This window comes from Gracilibacillus xinjiangensis, assembly GCF_042651765.1.
In the GTDB taxonomy this organism is placed as follows: Bacteria; Bacillota; Bacilli; order Bacillales; family Amphibacillaceae; genus Gracilibacillus; species Gracilibacillus xinjiangensis.
On the sequence record NZ_JBHSDT010000004.1, the window covers coordinates 643504 to 662064 of the forward strand.

Consider the following 18561-nt stretch of genomic DNA (forward strand, 5'->3'; position numbering starts at 1 on the left):
GAGTATCGAAATGTCAGAACCAATTAAAGTGATGACGATTTTTGGGACAAGACCTGAAGCAATTAAAATGGCGCCACTTGTACTTGAATTAAAAAAACGACCAGAGCAGTTTCAAGCAATTGTTACAGTTACCGCACAACACCGAGAAATGCTCGATCAAGTTTTGGAAATTTTCGACATCACGCCAGATCATGACCTGAATATCATGAAAGCAAGACAAACCCTTGCCCAAATAACAACAAGAGCTCTCGAAGGATTGGACCAGGTAATGCAGGAAACGAAGCCGGATATTGTGCTTGTTCATGGGGATACCACAACAACATTCGCTGCATCCCTTGCTGCATACTATAATCAGATCGCAGTAGGTCATGTGGAAGCAGGCTTAAGGACATGGAATAAGTATTCTCCATATCCGGAAGAAATGAATCGCCAATTAACTGGTGTTATGGCAGACTTGCATTTTGCGCCAACAACGAAATCAAGCCAAAATCTCGTCAATGAAAATAAAAAACAGGAAACAATCTTTATTACAGGAAACACAGCAATTGACGCACTTTCAACAACAGTAAGCGATGATTACACACACCCTGTATTAGACCAGGTTGGTGACAAACGCTTAGTATTAATGACAGCACACCGCCGTGAAAACCTTGGTCAGAACATGCAGCAGATGTTCCGTGCAATCAAACGGCTTGTTGATGAACATCAGGATATTCATGTTGTCTATCCAGTACATTTAAACCCTGTCGTTCAAGAAACAGCGAATGAAATCCTTGGCAACGATCCGCGTATCTCACTGATCGAGCCACTGGCTGTTGTCGATTTCCATAACTTCGCATCCCGTGCACACCTGATTTTAACAGATTCAGGCGGTGTACAAGAAGAAGCGCCATCCCTTGGTGTTCCTGTTCTTGTTCTAAGAGATACAACAGAACGGCCAGAAGGAATCGAGGCAGGTACATTAAAATTAGCAGGAACAGATGAAGATAACATCTTTACTCTCGCAAATGAGCTCTTATCAGACGAGGAAGCCCACCGGCAGATGGCACGCGCATCTAATCCATATGGTGATGGCAGGGCCTCCGAGCGCATAGCTGATGCGATCCGCTATTTTTTTAACCAAACAAATGAAAAACCATCATCATTCTAAGTCCTGACATGTTCAGGGCTTTTTTTTCTATCATAAATCATTCGCTCATGTACACACTATCATTAAAGGAGTGTTAAATAGATGAGATTATGGTTAGTGATGCTAATTTTATCCGCTTTTCAAGATCCAGTATCTTATATTATAGAAGTTGAAGGGAACCCGCATGAAATTGCTGAACAAATAGAAACACATCATCCTCGTGTCGAAATATTAGCAATATATGACACCATCTTTAATGGCATTGCGATCAAAGCAGATCCCAGAACATTATCCAAAATAGAGAAAACAGGCATTATTAAACAAAACTATCCTGTTACTACATATACAACGACAGAAACACCATCGATTAACGAAAGTGTTCCATTCATCGTTCCTGAAGACACCCCGTACACAGGAAAAGGAGTCAAAGTTGGTGTAATCGACACAGGAATCGACTATACCCACCCTGATTTGCAAAAGAACTACAAAGGCGGCTATGATCTTGTCGATTTTGATGATGATCCAATGGAAACAACACCGGAACAAGGCATCCCAACGTCCCACGGGTCCCATGTTGCAGGAATTATCGGCGCAAATGGCAAGATGAAAGGTGTCGCTCCAGACGCAGATCTCTACGCATACAGAGCACTCGGCCCAGGCGGGAGCGGGACAAGCGTACAAGTGATGGCAGCAATTGAACAAGCAGTCAAGGACGGGATGGACGTCCTGAACTTATCATTAGGCAACACCATTAACGGTCCGGACTGGCCAACATCCGTCGCTGTCAACCGCGCAACAGAACAAGGTGTAACAGTAGTCATCGCAGGCGGCAACACAGGCCCGGACCCATGGACAATCGGATCACCAGCAACAGCAGAATCCGTCATATCCGTCGGTGCCTCCACACCACCAACAGAAGTACCCTATTTATACGAACCCTTTCTTAGAAAAAAGATAGAGCTGTTGCCACTTCAAGGTTCACCTGCCTGGTCATTTGAGCGAGATCTGCAAGTGGTGCACAACGACAGAGCACCGAACGAATTAGAGGCGGATCACATCCTTGTTGCCGAACGGGGAGAGACTCCATTTACCGAATTAGCACAACAAGCTGTAAAAAGAGGAGCTTCCGCCTTATTGATTGCCAATGATGAGGAGGGGGCTTTCCAAGGGGCCTTGGAGCAAGAGATTCCGATTCCGGTTGCAGCGATATCAAAAGAAGCCGGTGAATGGCTGAAACAAGAGCAGGGGACCTTTTTGCGATTAGAAACCGAACAAATGGTAGATACAATCACTGATTTCAGTTCAAGAGGCCCTGTTACTGTCAATTGGTCGATAAAGCCAGAGATTGTTGCACCAGGTGCAAGCATTATGAGTACAGTTCCAGGCGGATATGCGAGTTTTAATGGGACAAGTATGGCAGCACCACATATCGCAGGTGTTGCGGCATTGCTGAAGGAGGCACATCCTGACTGGACACCGGAACAAATCAAGGCAGCATTGCTTACTACTGCCGACCCTCTGCCAGGGTTCTTACCAACCGAGCAAGGTGCAGGGAAAGTGGATTTGGGTGATGTTCTAACAACAGACACGATTATTTACAATTCCTTTTTAAATATAGGAGAGAATACATCCATATCTGACAGAAGTGAATATAAGATGGTTGTTGAAAATATTTCAAAAAAGCCAAAGACATACTCTTTTCATCAACCGGATCAACAGCAAGCCATCCGGTTTTACTTACCGAAGTCTTTTACATTAAAACCATATGAAAAGAAAGAAATAGTGATAGAAACGGTAGTAAAGGGAAATATAGCGGAAGAAGCTTTTGTCCAAGGGTACTTAGAGCTAAATGATTATAAGATACCATATCTGTGGCTGACAGAAGAAGCAAAAGCACCGATGGCCATGGGGCTGGAATTTTACTTTGAATTACTGGATGGCCAATATCACTATCAGCTGTATGTAGTCGAAGAAGCAAGTGACGTGACAATTGATTTATATGATGCAAATACGTATGCATTTGTTCAGACTATTGTAGAAGAGAAAGATGTACCAAAAGGAGTATTCCAAGGGGTACTTGATCAAAACGATTTACCGGAGAGTGGAGCATATATTGCGAACATTACAGTGGAGAATGGGGAAGAAACCTATCAATATCAGACCATGGTAATGGTCGAAAAGCCTTGAAAATAAAGGTGTTTCGAGACTCGAATTAATTGTCACATTTTATTCGAAATTGTCTGAAAAAGACAGATCGGCTGATTTAAAAGGGATGCAAGCCTGTCCCTTTTATCTTGTCCGTATATTATTTTATTTTGTCCGCAAAATGGATTGACACAGTTGCAAGCCTATTGTATGCTAATTTAGTGTGGATGATAAGGTTTACAGTAGTACGATAAAGATCACTACAATATAATTTTTTCTTATCCTTGGTATACATAATTGTTTGCTCTTGTTCTAACATAGGAGTGATCACTGTGCCAACACCTGATCGAAGAAAACCGTATAAAGGTTTTGCTATCTACAGCAGTATTGTTTCCCAACTTGTTGGTGCGCCACTAGTTGGACTTTTGTTTGGCAGATGGCTAGATAAGGAATTCTCCACAACACCACTTTTATTAGTGATCGGACTACTTTTGGGGCTGGGAGCCGGTTTATATGGAACGATTCATTTCGTACGAGATCTTACGGGAGACAATGAATGATGAACCAATACAATAGAATGATTACTCGTCAGCGTAAATGGATGTTCTACCTTCTTGCACTTTTTGTACTAGGCTGGGGATTTACACCATATCCTAGTATCTTCCTCGGACTCCTCCTAGGGACAACATTGAGTTTTTACAACCTTTGGGTAATGCAGCGTAAAATCAACCGATTTGGACAGGCAGTTTCAGAAGGAAGAGGAGCTTCAGGTATCGGTACATTTACCAGACTTGCAACCGCGGCATTGGCAGTATTGATTGCCATGCGCTATGAAGAATATTTCCATTTTATTGCTGTAATTTTGGGATTAATGACAACCTATGTTGTTATTATGATAGATTTTGCTTTATTTAATAATAAGACTAGCAAAGGGAAGTGAGGTGAAGCAATTGGATCACGAATCACCGCTGTATGAAGATCTGTTTGGTATTCCATGGCTGGACTTTAACTTATCTACTGTCTTAATGACATTCGTTTCTTCTGTAATTGTATTTATTATTTGTGTACTTGCAGCAAGAAACCTGCAGATGAAGCCAAAAGGGTTTCAAAATTTCATGGAATGGATCATTGAGTTTGTTAAAGGCATTATCAATGACACAATGGATTGGAAAACAGGAAAAGTATTTTTACCACTAGGTTTAACATTACTTACTTACATTTTTGTTAGTAACATCTTAGGTGTTATAACAATAGGGGTATGGGGCCACACACTATGGTGGAAATCACCTACCTCAGATGCGGCGATCACTTTAACTTTATCAACATTGGTGGTTGTTTTAACGCATTATTATGGGATTAAAGTGAAAGGTTTTGGCGAATACGCAAAAGACTATGTCAGACCAGTGCCGTTTTTATTACCATTTAAAATTATTGAAGAGTTCACTAATACATTAACATTAGGTCTGCGTCTCTTCGGTAATATCTTTGCTGGTGAAATTTTATTAGGTCTTATTACCAAAATGGCGATGATAGCCATCCCTGTAACAACCGTCGTTTCTATCATTCCAATGATGGCATGGCAAGGTTTCAGTTTGTTTATCGGGGCAATTCAAGCATTTATTTTCACAATGTTAACAATGGTTTATATGTCTCATAAAGTGAGTTCAGACCATTAAAATAATTTCTATCACTTATTTTTATACATTTTAAAGGAGGAAACAAAACATGGGAGCTTTAGCAGCTGCAATAGCAATTGGGTTAGCGGCACTTGGTGCTGGTTTAGGTAACGGTATGATCGTAAGTCGTACAGTAGAAGGGATTGCACGTCAGCCAGAATTAAGAGGTGCACTTCAAACAACAATGTTCATCGGGGTAGCGTTAGTAGAGGCGATTCCTATTTTCGCCGTTGTAATTGCCTTTATGGTAATGGGTAGCTAATAACTGTTTGTACGATAGAATGGCGAAGTTCGTCTAAGACAATCTTCGCCATTCCTTTGTAAACAAGGAAAGTACAAGTGTCCAATTCCTGGCCACTTAAGTTTGATCTACTACTATTGAATAAACGAAATGTGTCATTAAATAGATGGAAAACTATTTACAGGAAGGAGTGAACACTGTGCAACTATTCGCAAGTGAGCTCGTCATACAAGCATCAATCGGTGGTTTCCGTGGTGGAGATATGTTATTTGCGCTTGTCAGCTTTTTAATTTTACTATGGTTATTAAAGAAATTCGCGTGGGGTCCATTAATGACTAAGATGGAAGAACGTGAAAACTATATAGCAAATGAGATCGATACAGCAGAGAAAAATCGCGCGGATGCGGAAAAAGCGGCAAAAGAAGCAAACGAACAATTACAGGCAACACGTCAGGAAGCACAAAAGATTATTGAAGACGCAAAAAAAGCAGGTCAGCAGCAGGAACAAGCAATTATTCAAGCAGCAGAAGCTGCCGCTGCACGTCTGAAAAAATCTGCAGAAGAAGATATCGCACGCGAGAAAGAAAAAGCAATCGAAGCATTGCAAGCACAAGTGGCAACATTGTCTGTACAAATTGCTGCGAAAGTTATTGAAAAAGAAATCAATGCTGAAGATCAGGAACAGTTGATCAGTGACTACATTAAAGAGGTAGGAGAAGAGCGATGAGTAAAGCAAATGTAGCAAAACGTTATGCAGAAGCGCTTTTCCAAATTGGTGTAGAGAAAGAAACATTAGATTTCCTTGAACCAGAATTACTAATAGTGAAGGAAGTATTTGAATCAAATGAACCGTTCCGGAAATTCCTTCAACATCCAAATGTAGATGCTTCTAAAAAGAAAGAATTACTGAATGAAGCGTTCACTGGCTTTTCGAAGGATGTATTACATACACTTTCGTTACTTGTTGACCGCCATAAAGAGTCGATTGTACCACAAGTTGTGGATCAGTTCGTAACATTTGCTAATGAAGCAAAAGGAACGAAACTGGCGACTGTTTATTCTACCCGCCCGTTAACGGAGCCGGAAAAACAAGAAATTGAAGCAACATTTACGAAGAAATTAAATGTAAAAGCAATAAAAATAACGAATCAAGTGGACCCAAGCGTAATCGGCGGTGTGAAGATTAAAATCGGCAACACTGTATATGATGGGACGATTAAAGGGAAACTTGACCGCTTAGAGCGTAAAATCGCAACAGTAAATTAATGACGATAGGGGTGAATTGGCATGAGCATTAAAGCTGAAGAAATCAGTGCACTGATTAAGCAGCAAATTGAAAGCTATGAATCAGACATCGAAGTAAGTGATGTTGGTACAGTTATCGAGATCGGTGACGGTATTGCACGTGCACACGGGCTGGATAACGTCATGTCTGGTGAGCTTGTAGAATTTTCAAATGGTGTCATGGGTATGGCACAAAACTTGGAAGAATCAAATGTCGGGATTGTAATCCTTGGACCATACACAGAAATTCGTGAAGGTGATGAAGTTCGCCGTACTGGTCGTATTATGGAAGTGCCAGTAGGTGAGGAGCTTATCGGCCGTGTAGTTAATCCATTAGGACAACCGGTTGACGGAAAAGGTCCTATCGAAACAACAAAAACACGCCCAATTGAATCACCAGCTCCTGGTGTTATGGATCGTAAATCAGTACATGAACCATTGCAAACAGGTATCAAAGCGATTGACGCACTTGTGCCTATCGGTCGTGGTCAGCGTGAGTTAATTATCGGGGACCGTCAGACTGGTAAAACAACTGTTGCAATCGATACAATCTTAAATCAGGCAGACCAGAATATGATTTGTATTTATGTTGCCATTGGACAAAAAGATTCTACCGTTCGCGGAACAGTAGAAGTACTTCGTAAATATGGAGCATTAGATTATACAATCGTTGTTTCTGCCGGTGCAAGTGAACCAGCACCACTTCAATACCTTGCACCATATGCAGGTGTATCAATGGGTGAAGAGTTCATGTACAATGGCAAACACGTATTAGTTGTATATGATGACTTATCAAAACAAGCGAACGCATATCGTGAGCTTTCCTTATTATTACGTCGTCCTCCAGGCCGTGAGGCATTCCCAGGGGATGTATTCTATTTACACTCTCGTCTACTCGAGCGTGCTGCAAAGCTTAGTGATGCAAAAGGCGGCGGTTCTTTAACAGCACTTCCATTTGTTGAAACACAAGCTGGGGATATTTCTGCATATATTCCAACAAACGTAATCTCGATTACAGATGGTCAGATTTTCTTGCAATCTGATTTATTCTTCTCAGGTGTACGTCCAGCGATCAATGCCGGTTTATCGGTATCGCGTGTTGGGGGTTCAGCACAAATTAAAGCAATGAAGAAAGTTGCCGGTACGCTTCGTCTAGACTTAGCGTCATTCCGTGAGCTGGAATCATTCGCACAGTTCGGGTCAGATTTGGATAAAGCAACTCAAGCGAAACTGAACCGTGGTGCTCGTACTGTAGAAGTATTAAAACAGGGTCTGCACAAACCGCTTGTTGTTGAAAAACAAGTAATGATCATCTTCGCTTTAACAAAAGGTTTCCTTGATGATATTCCTGTTGAAGATATTACTCGTTTTGAAGATGAATTCCTTAGCTGGTTAGATCAAAACAAAAAGGATATCTTGAATACGATCAGAGAAACTGGAGCACTAGCTGAAGAAAGCGAAATGAAGGCTGCAGTGGAAGAATTCAAAAAACAATTTGTTATTTCTCAATAATAGATGAACGATCGTCAACCTTTAAAGAAACTAAGCTGATAAGGCGAAGTGGATAAAATGCAGGTAACTATTCTATCCGGATACTTACCTGCGAGAAAGAAAGGGCGGTGAAACAAAAGTGGCATCACTTAGAGATATAAAAACACGGATTAATTCCACTCAAAAGACGAAGCAAATCACAAAAGCTATGCACATGGTGTCTGCTTCTAAGCTTAGTAAAGCAGAACAATTTGCTAAAGCTTTTGACCCTTACAGTAATAAAATCAAAGAAGTTGTCTCAAGTATTGCGGGCAGTGCACAAGATGCAGAACACCCAATGCTTCAGTCACGTGAAGTGAAGAAAACAGCTTACTTTGTCATAACCTCTGACAGAGGGCTTGCTGGAGCTTTTAACAGTGGAGTACTTCGTGAAGTATACCGTACTATTCAAAAACGTCACCAATCTCAAGATGAATATACAGTTATTGCTGTCGGCAGGATGGGTCGTGATTTCTTTAAAAAACGCGGGATTCCTGTGTTAAATGAGATTACAGGACTCTCTGATCAACCGAACTTTGCTGATATTAAAGATTTGACATCTGACACGGTACAACTGTTTATAGATGAAGAAATTGATGAACTGGTTATTTTCTATAATCACTTTATTAGTGCGATATCACAGGAAGTTACGTCGAAAAAGCTATTACCACTCTCTGATTTGACTGATAAATCAGCAGGTAATTCTAATAGTATGTACGAATATGAACCAAATCAACAAGAGATTTTAAATGTATTATTGCCACAATATGCGGAAAGCTTAATTTTCGGAGCATTACTTGATAGTAAAGCGAGTGAGCATGCGGCTCGTATGACTGCAATGAAAAGTGCCACAGATAATGCTGATGAGCTTATTTCTGACTTGTCATTGCAATATAACCGTGCTCGACAAGCGGCAATTACGCAGGAAATCACCGAAATTGTCAGTGGTGCATCCGCATTAGAATAATTCTATGTTCGGCAGGCAATGAAATAAATAGTTAGGAGGGAATTTGATGGCAAAAGGACACGTTATTCAAGTTACTGGGCCAGTTATCGATGTGAAATTCGAAGATGGACATCTTCCGGAAATTTACAATGCGTTAACAGTTAATTATCAAGTAGATGGCCAAGCACAACAGTTAGCATTAGAAGTTGCGCTGCATCTAGGGGATGATGCTGTACGTACGATTGCGATGTCTTCAACAGATGGTATCCAGCGTGGAGCAGAGGTGATCGACACAGGTGCACCAATTTCTGTACCAGTAGGGGATGTAACACTAGGTCGTGTATTTAACGTACTTGGTGAGAAAATTGATTTAGATGAAGAAATCGGTGCGGATGTACGCCGTGATCCCATTCACCGTGAATCACCTAAATTTGAAGACCTTGCAACAGAAACAGAAATTCTAGAAACAGGAATTAAAGTAGTAGACTTATTAGCACCATATATTAAAGGTGGTAAAATCGGTCTGTTTGGTGGTGCGGGTGTAGGTAAAACCGTACTTATCCAAGAGCTTATCAATAACATCGCCCAAGAGCATGGCGGTATCTCTGTATTCGCAGGGGTAGGGGAGCGTACTCGTGAAGGGAACGACCTTTACTATGAAATGAAAGATTCTGGTGTTATTTCGAAAACTGCTATGGTTTTCGGACAAATGAACGAACCACCAGGTGCGCGTATGCGTGTAGCACTTACTGGACTTACGATGGCGGAATATTTCCGTGATGAGAAAGGTGCAGACGTGTTGCTGTTTGTTGACAATATATTCCGTTTTACGCAGGCTGGTTCAGAGGTATCGGCACTTCTTGGCCGTATGCCATCTGCCGTTGGTTACCAACCGACACTTGCAACGGAAATGGGTCAATTACAAGAACGTATTACTTCAACAAATAAAGGTTCTGTTACATCGATCCAAGCGATTTATGTACCTGCCGATGACTATACGGATCCGGCGCCTGCGACAACTTTCGCACACTTAGATGCAACAACAAACCTTGATCGTAAACTATCTGAGCAAGGTATTTACCCGGCAGTAGACCCGCTTGCTTCCACTTCCCGTGCACTTGACCCGGCAGTAGTTGGCGAAGAGCACTATGAAGTAGCACGTGAAGTGCAGCGTACATTGCAAAAATATAAAGAGCTTCAGGATATTATTGCAATCTTAGGTATGGATGAGTTATCTGATGAGGATAAATTGACAGTATCTCGTGCTCGTCGTGTCCAATTCTTCTTATCTCAAAACTTCCACGTTGCTGAGCAATTTACAGGCCAACCAGGTTCTTATGTTCCAGTTAAAGAAACGGTTCAAGGCTTTAAAGAAATCCTGGAAGGTAAATATGATGACCTTCCGGAAGATGCATTCCGTTTAGTTGGACGCATCGAAGAAGTAGTAGAAAAAGCGAAACAAATGGCGTAATGAGGACAGGATCCTCATCCCATTTTAATCCAGCTTTTAGGAGGGGTTCTGTTGAATACACTAACAGTAAGTGTTGTTACTCCAGATGGCCCTGTTCTGGAAGATACATTTGAAATGGTTAGCTGTAAAGCAGAAAGTGGAGAACTCGGTATATTACCTGGACACATTCCGCTCGTTGCACCATTATCGATTAGTGCTGTACGCTTAAAAGGTCCTAATCCACAACGCATTGCTGTCAGTGGAGGATTCTTAGAGGTTCGTCCTGATAAGGTAACGATCCTTGCGCAATCAGCAGAGCGTCCAGACGAGATCGATGTGGAACGCGCACGTGCTGCCAAAGAACGCGCAGAACGTCGCTTACAAGCTAAACAAGACGAAATTGATTTCAGAAGGGCAGAACATGCACTTAAACGTGCAATGAATCGAATTGACGTCGTAGAAAATAGATAACAAACATTAGGCTGCTCTCACGTGGTGAGGCAGCCTCTTTGGTTTGGACTAAAATTACTTCCCTTCTGTTAAAATGGAGAGTGTTTATGTGCTTTGGAGATACTGTGGAGCCGCAAATAATGCTGCATTAAACTGTTTAGAATGATTTCGGTTGCAAATAAATATAAATAACTCATATAGAATCGATTGCTTGGACAATTTCCCGGGAAATAGCGAATGGAATCGGAATAGGAATGAAAGTATGTTATTATATGGAGAGAAATCGAATAAATAGATAAAAGAGGGATCATATATATGCTAGAACAAACACTTTTGCAAGACAGTTTAGTCGGAATGATTTCACACTTGTTTTTTATTGTCATCACATGGCAAGTATTGCAATCTTTAAATTTCGATCAGTTATTTCGAGGGAATAAAGTATTTGAAGCAAGGGTGCTCATTATTTTCATAACAATTGCGATTGGATCAACAGTCAGCAACTTCTTCTTAGACTTTTTATCATGGGCTCAACAGTTAATTTATATATTCTAGTAATCTACTATTCTCTAATTGTCGAACGATTGATTGTTTAAATACTTTATTTTCTGCAAACACTCTTTAAAGAGTGACCTTTCCTTTACAGAAGGGTTACTACTAAAACAAGGGAGTGCGGGAAATGAAGTATTATTTCATTGCAATTATATTATTCTCAGCGATTTTTATATGGAATAACAAAAATATAAGTGGACAAGGTGACACACTTACAGAACTGGAAGACATGATTGAAACGAGTGAAGCAAATGGTTTCGGACTAGAAAGCTGGAGTCATATTATACGAGAAAAAAGAGAAATCCCAGATATTAATAGTTTTATTACAAATGTTGAAGGGTATTCGTTTAAAGAGATTAAAAATGAGAGTGCGAAAAAATTTGTGGCTGACGGTCAGAATAATGATGGAGTGAACGAAAGTATTCTTATTGTGGAGACCGGTATCCAACAATATCAAATTATCTATGAAATAGCGTCATCCGCTTGGTCTGAGGAAGTACGAAATGACTATAATTCGAAAATCAGCCAGATTACTGATGGATTATTTACGTCAAATGCTCAAAATTTTACTTGTGTTGAGGCTATAACTGATGATATTATTGATATTGTTTGCTTAATTAATAAGATTACAGAAAAATTACAAATATCCACATATACGCAATTAAAAGATTCAAATTTTACTACATGGACAGGTCATACCCCTAAATGGGACCAGGAAATTGAGATTGACAACCACTCTATTAATGCACAAATCGCAGTCAAAAATGCAGAAGACAATCGAACAACTCTCATAATAGGAACACCTATCCTAGTTACTGAATATTAATAATAATGAATATGGACTACAGAGGAGAATGAGCCTTGGAAAAAATCATCGTCCGTGGTGGAAGGCAACTAAATGGCACTGTTAAAGTGGAAGGTGCAAAAAATGCCGTTTTGCCTGTCATCGCAGCCAGTATAATTGCAAGTGAAGGAAAAAGTACGATCCATGATGTACCTGCATTAGCAGATGTACACACAATCAATCAAGTATTAAAACATATGCATGTAGACGTAAAATATGAAAATAACACAGTTACTGTTGATGCAACCAATGAATTACTAACAGAAGCTCCATTTGAGTATGTAAGAAAAATGCGTGCCTCTGTGCTTGTTTTAGGACCACTGCTCGCAAGATACGGGCATGCAAAAGTGGCATTACCAGGTGGTTGTGCAATCGGTTCACGCCCAATTGATTTGCATTTAAAAGGTTTTGAAGCAATGGGGGCAAATGTCCATGTCGGCAACGGATTTGTTGAAGTGACAACAAATGGTAGATTACGAGGGGCGAAAATTTATCTAGATATGCCAAGTGTTGGTGCCACAGAGAATATTATGATGGCCGCAGCCTTAGCAAAAGGAAGAACAACGATAGAAAATGCAGCTAAGGAACCGGAAATAGTAGACTTAGCTAACTACCTGAATAAAATGGGTGCACACATTATTGGCGCCGGTACTGAAACAATCAAAATTGATGGCGTTGATACATTACGCGGGGTAGAACATACAATTATTCCTGATCGGATTGAAGCGGGCACTTTCATGGTAGCTGCAGCAATTACAGGTGGAAATGTATTAATTGAAAATGCAGAAATTGACCATTTACGCTCAGTTGTGTCGAAAATGGAAGAAATGGGAGTACGATTTATTGAAGAAGGCAATGGAGTTCGTGTTATCGGTCCGAAAAGATTGAAAGCAACGGATATAAAGACATTGCCGCATCCGGGATTCCCAACAGATATGCAATCACAAATGATGGCATTAATGTTAAGTGCAACAGGAACAAGTGTGATAACAGAAACAGTTTTCGAAAACCGATTCATGCATGTAGAAGAATTCCGCAGAATGAATGCTAAGCTTAAAATAGAAGGCCGCAGCGTCATTGTAGAAGGTCCTGTCAGCTTGCAAGGGGCAGAAGTAGCTGCAACTGATTTACGTGCAGGAGCGGCGCTTATTTTGGCAGGATTGGTAGCAGATGGACACACAAGAGTAACATCATTGCATCATATTGATCGAGGATATGTAGATATCACTGAAAAGTTTGCGAAATTAGGCGCAGATATTGAAAGAGTAAATGATCAAGTAATTATTGAACCAATTTTATTAAATAAATTAGAAGTGCAATAATACGATAGAGTAAGAAGGATTAGCTGAATAGCAGCTAATTCTTTTTTTTTATGGAAAACTATTAAAATGAATCCATCGTCTGAGCCTTTATTTGTTACTATCAACACGAGAATGAAAAAGCCATCGTCATTCTATCAAAAAATATAGCATGTACTATGTTCTAATCTTTCATCTAACACAATATAGATAGATTAGATGGAATGAAAGATTAGAGGAGGTTATACATGTCGAAAAGAAAAATGAATACAAGCAACACTAATTGGAGGCTGTTGATCGTTATTAGTGCAGCAGCATTGTTAATGATTATGTTTCTCATTCCAACAATTGTCGTCATTCCATTTCAAGGAAGTGAGACGACAGCTAGTTCTGTAGAAACAGTGACTAACCAACAAGCACCAGCAGAAGCCGCAACAAAAACGCTAGAATCACCATTCCATGTTAATGTATTACGGACAGAGAGTAACGAAGTGGAAGAAGTTCCTTTAGAAGATTATGTTGTCCATGTTGTAGCATCAGAAATGCCTGCAGATTTCGAGCTGGAAGCATTAAAAGCACAGGCACTGGCTGCAAGGACTTACATTGTACGTTATTTAATGCAGGCAAACATGGAGCAATTACCAGGGGAAGCAGATGTAACAGACACTGTTCAACACCAAGTATTTAAAAACAATGATGAACTCCGTCAAATCTGGGGATCTGATTATCACTGGAAAATGGACAAAATTACGGAAGCCGTTGTGGAAACCCAAGGAGAAATCATCACATATAATAAAGAACCAATTACTCCTGCCTTTTTCTCAACAAGCAATGGGTATACAGAAAATGCGGAAGATTACTGGCAAAATGAGTTGCCATATTTAAAAATTGTGGAAAGTCCATGGGATGAGGAACTGTCACCGAAGTTTCTTGATCAGATTATCTTAACGACAAGTGAAGTGGAACAGAAGTTAGGGGTTAACTTATCAGCAAATGTACAAGATTTTCAAATAACAAGAACAGATAGCAATCGAGTGGATACAGCAACAATTGCTGGAGAAACATTTACAGGAAGAGAAGTACGAGAGAAATTGAACCTTCCCTCGAATGATTTCACCATAACAAGAAAAAATGATCATTTTGTTTTTACAACAAAAGGCTATGGACATGGTGTCGGGATGAGTCAATATGGAGCAAATGGAATGGCATTAGAAGGAAAAACGTATCAAGATATTATTACGTATTATTACAAAGGAACAGCGATTGAAACATTAGAACAAGCAGCATCGAAACTGCTCGTACAATCAAATAGTTAGTTTTTTCAAAAAAAAATATATTATTCATGTATAAATTTTCCTCCATTTGATCACAATGGTTGCTGAGGTGATGCATAATGGAGGAAAACAAAAACGTTTCAAAAAAGGATTGGAAACGTATCTTTAAGAAAAAATGGTTCTTTCCAGCACTATATTTAACTGTTGCTGCACTGTTGATTTCCGGTGTACTTTGGTATCAAAACGCAGCAAACCAAGTACCTGATTTAGCACAGGATATGAAAAATCAATTAGAAGAAAATCAATCAGGTCCTGATGCAAATGATCACGAAGACGCAGAACCAGTAATGCAACAACAGGAAGTATTGGAATTGCCAGTAGCAGAAGATCTGCAAGTTGAAATTGTGACAAAGTTCTATGATTATGCTGCAGATGAAGCAACCCAAGAACAAGGATTAATCCTGCATCAAAATCGATACCAGCAAAGTGATGGGATTGCTATTTCTACAGAGGATCAGCAAGTTTTTGATGTAATGGCGGCATTTACAGGTACAGTTACTGAAGTTAAAAATGACCCGTTATTAGGAAATGTAATCAAAATGGAACATGAACATGGTGTAACAACCTATTACGCTAGTTTAGGCGAAGTGCTAGTAGAACAAGGCGCAGAATTAAAACAAGGACAAACAATAGGTACTGCTGGTCAAAACAGCTTAGGCCAGGAAAATGGTGTTCATGTACATTTTGAAGTCCGAAAAGATGGTGTGCCGGTAAATCCAGAATCATTCATCAATAAACCGATTAATGAAATTATTGCACCAGAAGCTTCTGAAGAATCAAACGAAGAAGATGCACCAGCAGATGAGCGAGAAGAAGACACAACAGATGATTCTGAAACAGAAGAAGAATCAGATAATGAACGCGAAGAAGAAGATGACGCTGCAGAAGAAGAAAATTCACCATCATCCTCCAGTTCAATGGAAAATGCATAAAAAGTAAAAGACAAGTGACTATGCTTGTCTTTTTTTTTATTATTAATCAGACGAGCGCCCTAGCATCAAAATACTGGGGATCAAGGCGGGATTTGCAGTTAAGAGACCGTCATACCATCAAAACGCCCAGGCTCTCGCTAAGTTTTGCAGTTAAGAGACTGTCATAGCATCAAAACGCCCGAGCTCCGGTTAAGTTATGCAGTTAAGAACCCGTCATACCATCAAAACGCCCAGGCTCTCGCTAAGTTTTGCAGTTAAGAACCCGTCATAGCATCAAAACGCCCGAGCTCCAGATAAGTTATGCAGTTAAGAACCCGTCATACCATCAAAACGTTCCAAGATCCCGGTAAGTTATGCAGTTAAGAACCCGTCATAGCATCAAAACGCCCAGGCTCCGGTTAAGTTATGCAGTTAAGAACCCGTCATAGCATCAAAACGCCCAGGCTCCGGTTAAGTTATGCAGTTAAGAACCCGTCATAGCATCAAAACGCCCAAGATCCCGGTAAGTTATGCAGTTAAGAACCCGTCATAGCATCAAAACGCTGCGGATCCCGGTAAGTTATGCAGTTAAGAACCCGTCATACCATCAAAGCTGGGGATCCCGGTAGGTTATGCAGTTAAGAACCCGTCATACCATCAAAACGCCCAGGCTCTCGCTAAGTTTTGCAGTTAAGAGACTGTCATAGCATCAAAACGCCCGAGCTCCAGATAAGTTATGCAGTTAAGAACCCGTCATACCATCAAAACGCCCAAGATCCCGGTAAGTTATGCAGTTAAGAACCCGTCATAGCATCAAAACGCCCAGGCTCCGGTTAAGTTATGCAGTTAAGAACCAGTCATAGCATCAAAACGCCCGAGCTCCAGTTAAGTTATGCAGTTAAGAACCCGTCATACCATCAAAACGCCCAAGATCCCGTTAAGTTATGCAGTTAAGAGACCGTCATAGCATCAAAACGCTGCGGCTCCCGATAAGTTATGCAGTTAAGAACCCGTCATACCATCAAAACGCTGGGCATCCCGGTAAGTTATGCAGTTAAGAACCCGTCATAGCATCAAAACGCCCAGGCTCCGGTTAAGTTATGCAGTTAAGAACCCGTCATAGCATCAAAACGCCCAGGCTCCCGATAAGTTATGCAGTTAAGAACCCGTCATACCATCAAAACGCCCAGGCTCCCGATAAGTTATGCAGTTAAGAAAGGTCCTAAACCCCACAACTTCAGCAACCCTTCAAAAACTCCGAAACATCTATTATTTTCGATTACATTCAGTTGAAAGCATTTGCATGATGTCTGCTGAATGTTCTATTATTCCCCTTCGTTTGCACATCTCCTTAAAGGAAAACGTCACTTTTTCTAATACCCTGCCTTTGTTTGTCGATTATGGCGACCATTTGGCGAACGAAATATGCAGGAAAGCTATTGCAAAATTTCCCTGTTATGAAATAATTTATTAATGTGAAAGGAGAAGGAAAATGAGTACTAAAAATAGATATGACGGGATAATCGATAACTATTTAGAAACAAATCATCAATTAGAACTTCATCAGTTTATGACAATGATTAGCATAAACCATGATGAAAGGAAGGTATTAGAGCTTGTTAAAGAGTTTTGCATGCAGTCTACATCCGATTTAGATCATCGACTAGCACTCGAAATATTTTATGTGAACGGGTGTACGAAAGAATTGCAATATTTTATAGAGAAAAACAGGACAAGCGATAATTTATTGAATCAAAAGTATGCCATTTATTATGAGTTAATGACAGATATTAAATGCAACAAGAATAAACAGATGATCAGAGACATTGCTCAACTTTTACCAACAGACAGTGTGGAATTAAGATGTTTAAAGTATTTTATTAAGATGGATATCGATATATGTCTCCATCTATATGATAGAATTGGCTATTATTTAAATAAATTACAACCACTGCTTCAGGATATCGACAACCCTCTGCTAGCTTCATCCTTCAACATTAGAACTCACCAATTTTTATTTATGTATTATTGGAAACGGAATGAATTAATTTTAGCTAGAAGAAATGCATATATTGTTCTTCAGCATCCAAATCATATCAGACAAAAAGCAACACTGCATATTTATTTAGCATTCACCTATATATACGAAGATTTCGCTTCAGCTATTTATCATATAGAAGAAGCTCGTAACATTGTAAAGACAATTCAAGACAAGGATATTGACCGATTCATTTCATCATATGCTTACCCTTTCATATGTGCACATTTTGGTGAAGTAGATGGTGTAGAGACAGATGATCCAGTGGAAAAAGCTCATATAGAAATAGCACGGGGCAATCAACGCACTGCCAAGGCTATTCTGGAGAGATTACCCACTTCCACACCGTTCACGAAATACTACCTTGGCCTTGTAACGAATAAGCAACAATATCTTATTCGTTCCTACCAGGATTTTATGAATAAGCAGGGGGATCACTTTTTTGCTAAATTGCCTTTGCATGCCTGTGAAATGATTGGCATATAACTGTTTATAAAATAGATGATAAGGAGTTGTGGGATATGTTTGAAAAGTCTTGCAGCAGAAAAAAAGCCGATCCGGATTTTAGCGATATAGGCTGATAGAAAAAGGCAGGGGCGCAATGTCCTTGCCTTTTTCTATTTGGAAATAGGCATAATGCGAAGCCTCTGCTAATACAATGGTACAAATCATGAACAAATTGTCTAAGGTGAGAATATCCGAATTTACTGCAAATGTGTGATTTTACCTAACGAAT

The 18561-nt window shown here is 40.0% G+C and carries 18 protein-coding genes; all 18 read left to right on the forward strand.

The genetic code is table 11. From position 1 onward, the window contains the following. The first annotated feature begins 10 nt into the window (after positions 1-10). The 18 genes from wecB to ACFOY7_RS07315 all read left to right on the forward strand — a co-directional run bounded on the left by wecB (position 11) and on the right by ACFOY7_RS07315 (position 18311). A complete protein-coding gene (gene wecB / locus ACFOY7_RS07230) occupies positions 11-1150 on the forward strand; it encodes a non-hydrolyzing UDP-N-acetylglucosamine 2-epimerase (protein ID WP_390250858.1) in 1140 nt (379 codons plus the stop codon). A gap of 81 nt (positions 1151-1231) precedes the next feature. Then, the gene (locus ACFOY7_RS07235) at positions 1232-3316 is read left to right on the forward strand and encodes a S8 family serine peptidase (protein ID WP_390250860.1); all 2085 of its coding nucleotides are present in this window, start codon (positions 1232-1234) and stop codon (positions 3314-3316) included. Positions 3317-3606: 290 nt separating this feature from the next. Then, the gene (locus ACFOY7_RS07240; RefSeq protein WP_390250862.1) at positions 3607-3834 is read left to right on the forward strand and encodes an AtpZ/AtpI family protein; all 228 of its coding nucleotides are present in this window, start codon (positions 3607-3609) and stop codon (positions 3832-3834) included. Beyond that, positions 3834-4214, forward strand: a complete 381-nt coding sequence (locus ACFOY7_RS07245; RefSeq protein ID WP_390250864.1) for an ATP synthase subunit I — start codon at positions 3834-3836, stop codon at positions 4212-4214. Before ACFOY7_RS07240 ends, ACFOY7_RS07245 begins: the two co-directional genes overlap by 1 nt. Before the next feature lie 10 nt (positions 4215-4224). Continuing rightward, complete coding sequence (atpB, locus tag ACFOY7_RS07250; protein WP_390250866.1) at positions 4225-4950, forward strand: F0F1 ATP synthase subunit A; 726 nt, start codon at positions 4225-4227, stop codon at positions 4948-4950. Positions 4951-4999: 49 nt separating this feature from the next. Then, positions 5000-5212 carry a F0F1 ATP synthase subunit C gene (gene atpE / locus ACFOY7_RS07255; RefSeq protein WP_089742974.1) on the forward strand — a complete coding sequence of 71 codons (213 nt, stop codon included), beginning with the start codon at positions 5000-5002 and terminating at the stop codon, positions 5210-5212. 178 nt (positions 5213-5390) lie between these two features. Beyond that, positions 5391-5918, forward strand: coding sequence for a F0F1 ATP synthase subunit B (atpF, locus tag ACFOY7_RS07260; protein WP_390250868.1), 528 nt, complete (start codon positions 5391-5393; stop codon positions 5916-5918). After that, positions 5915-6457, forward strand: a complete 543-nt coding sequence (locus ACFOY7_RS07265) for a F0F1 ATP synthase subunit delta (RefSeq protein ID WP_390250870.1) — start codon at positions 5915-5917, stop codon at positions 6455-6457. Before atpF ends, ACFOY7_RS07265 begins: the two co-directional genes overlap by 4 nt. 21 nt (positions 6458-6478) lie before the next feature. Beyond that, positions 6479-7987, forward strand: a complete 1509-nt coding sequence (gene atpA / locus ACFOY7_RS07270) for a F0F1 ATP synthase subunit alpha (RefSeq protein WP_390250872.1) — start codon at positions 6479-6481, stop codon at positions 7985-7987. Positions 7988-8105: 118 nt separating this feature from the next. Then, positions 8106-8972 carry a F0F1 ATP synthase subunit gamma gene (locus tag ACFOY7_RS07275; RefSeq protein ID WP_390250873.1) on the forward strand — a complete coding sequence of 289 codons (867 nt, stop codon included), beginning with the start codon at positions 8106-8108 and terminating at the stop codon, positions 8970-8972. A gap of 46 nt (positions 8973-9018) precedes the next feature. Then, entirely contained in the window at positions 9019-10422 is a 1404-nt protein-coding gene (atpD, locus tag ACFOY7_RS07280; RefSeq protein ID WP_390250875.1) for a F0F1 ATP synthase subunit beta, read from the forward strand. Positions 10423-10473: 51 nt separating this feature from the next. Next, complete coding sequence (locus tag ACFOY7_RS07285) at positions 10474-10872, forward strand: F0F1 ATP synthase subunit epsilon (protein WP_390250877.1); 399 nt, start codon at positions 10474-10476, stop codon at positions 10870-10872. A 294-nt stretch (positions 10873-11166) separates the two neighbouring features. Beyond that, on the forward strand, positions 11167-11403 hold the full coding sequence (locus ACFOY7_RS07290; RefSeq protein ID WP_390250879.1) for a DUF1146 family protein: 237 nt from the start codon (positions 11167-11169) through the stop codon (positions 11401-11403). A 124-nt stretch (positions 11404-11527) separates the two neighbouring features. After that, on the forward strand, positions 11528-12226 hold the full coding sequence (locus tag ACFOY7_RS07295; protein ID WP_390250881.1) for a YwmB family TATA-box binding protein: 699 nt from the start codon (positions 11528-11530) through the stop codon (positions 12224-12226). 35 nt (positions 12227-12261) lie between these two features. Further along, positions 12262-13566, forward strand: coding sequence for a UDP-N-acetylglucosamine 1-carboxyvinyltransferase (gene murA, locus ACFOY7_RS07300; RefSeq protein ID WP_390250883.1), 1305 nt, complete (start codon positions 12262-12264; stop codon positions 13564-13566). A gap of 224 nt (positions 13567-13790) precedes the next feature. Continuing rightward, complete coding sequence (spoIID, locus tag ACFOY7_RS07305) at positions 13791-14858, forward strand: stage II sporulation protein D (RefSeq protein WP_390250885.1); 1068 nt, start codon at positions 13791-13793, stop codon at positions 14856-14858. Between the two features lie 77 nt (positions 14859-14935). Next, positions 14936-15808, forward strand: a complete 873-nt coding sequence (locus ACFOY7_RS07310) for a peptidoglycan DD-metalloendopeptidase family protein (RefSeq protein WP_390250887.1) — start codon at positions 14936-14938, stop codon at positions 15806-15808. Positions 15809-17279: 1471 nt separating this feature from the next. Then, entirely contained in the window at positions 17280-18311 is a 1032-nt protein-coding gene (locus tag ACFOY7_RS07315) for an AimR family lysis-lysogeny pheromone receptor (RefSeq protein ID WP_390250889.1), read from the forward strand. Positions 18312-18561 lie beyond the last annotated feature (250 nt).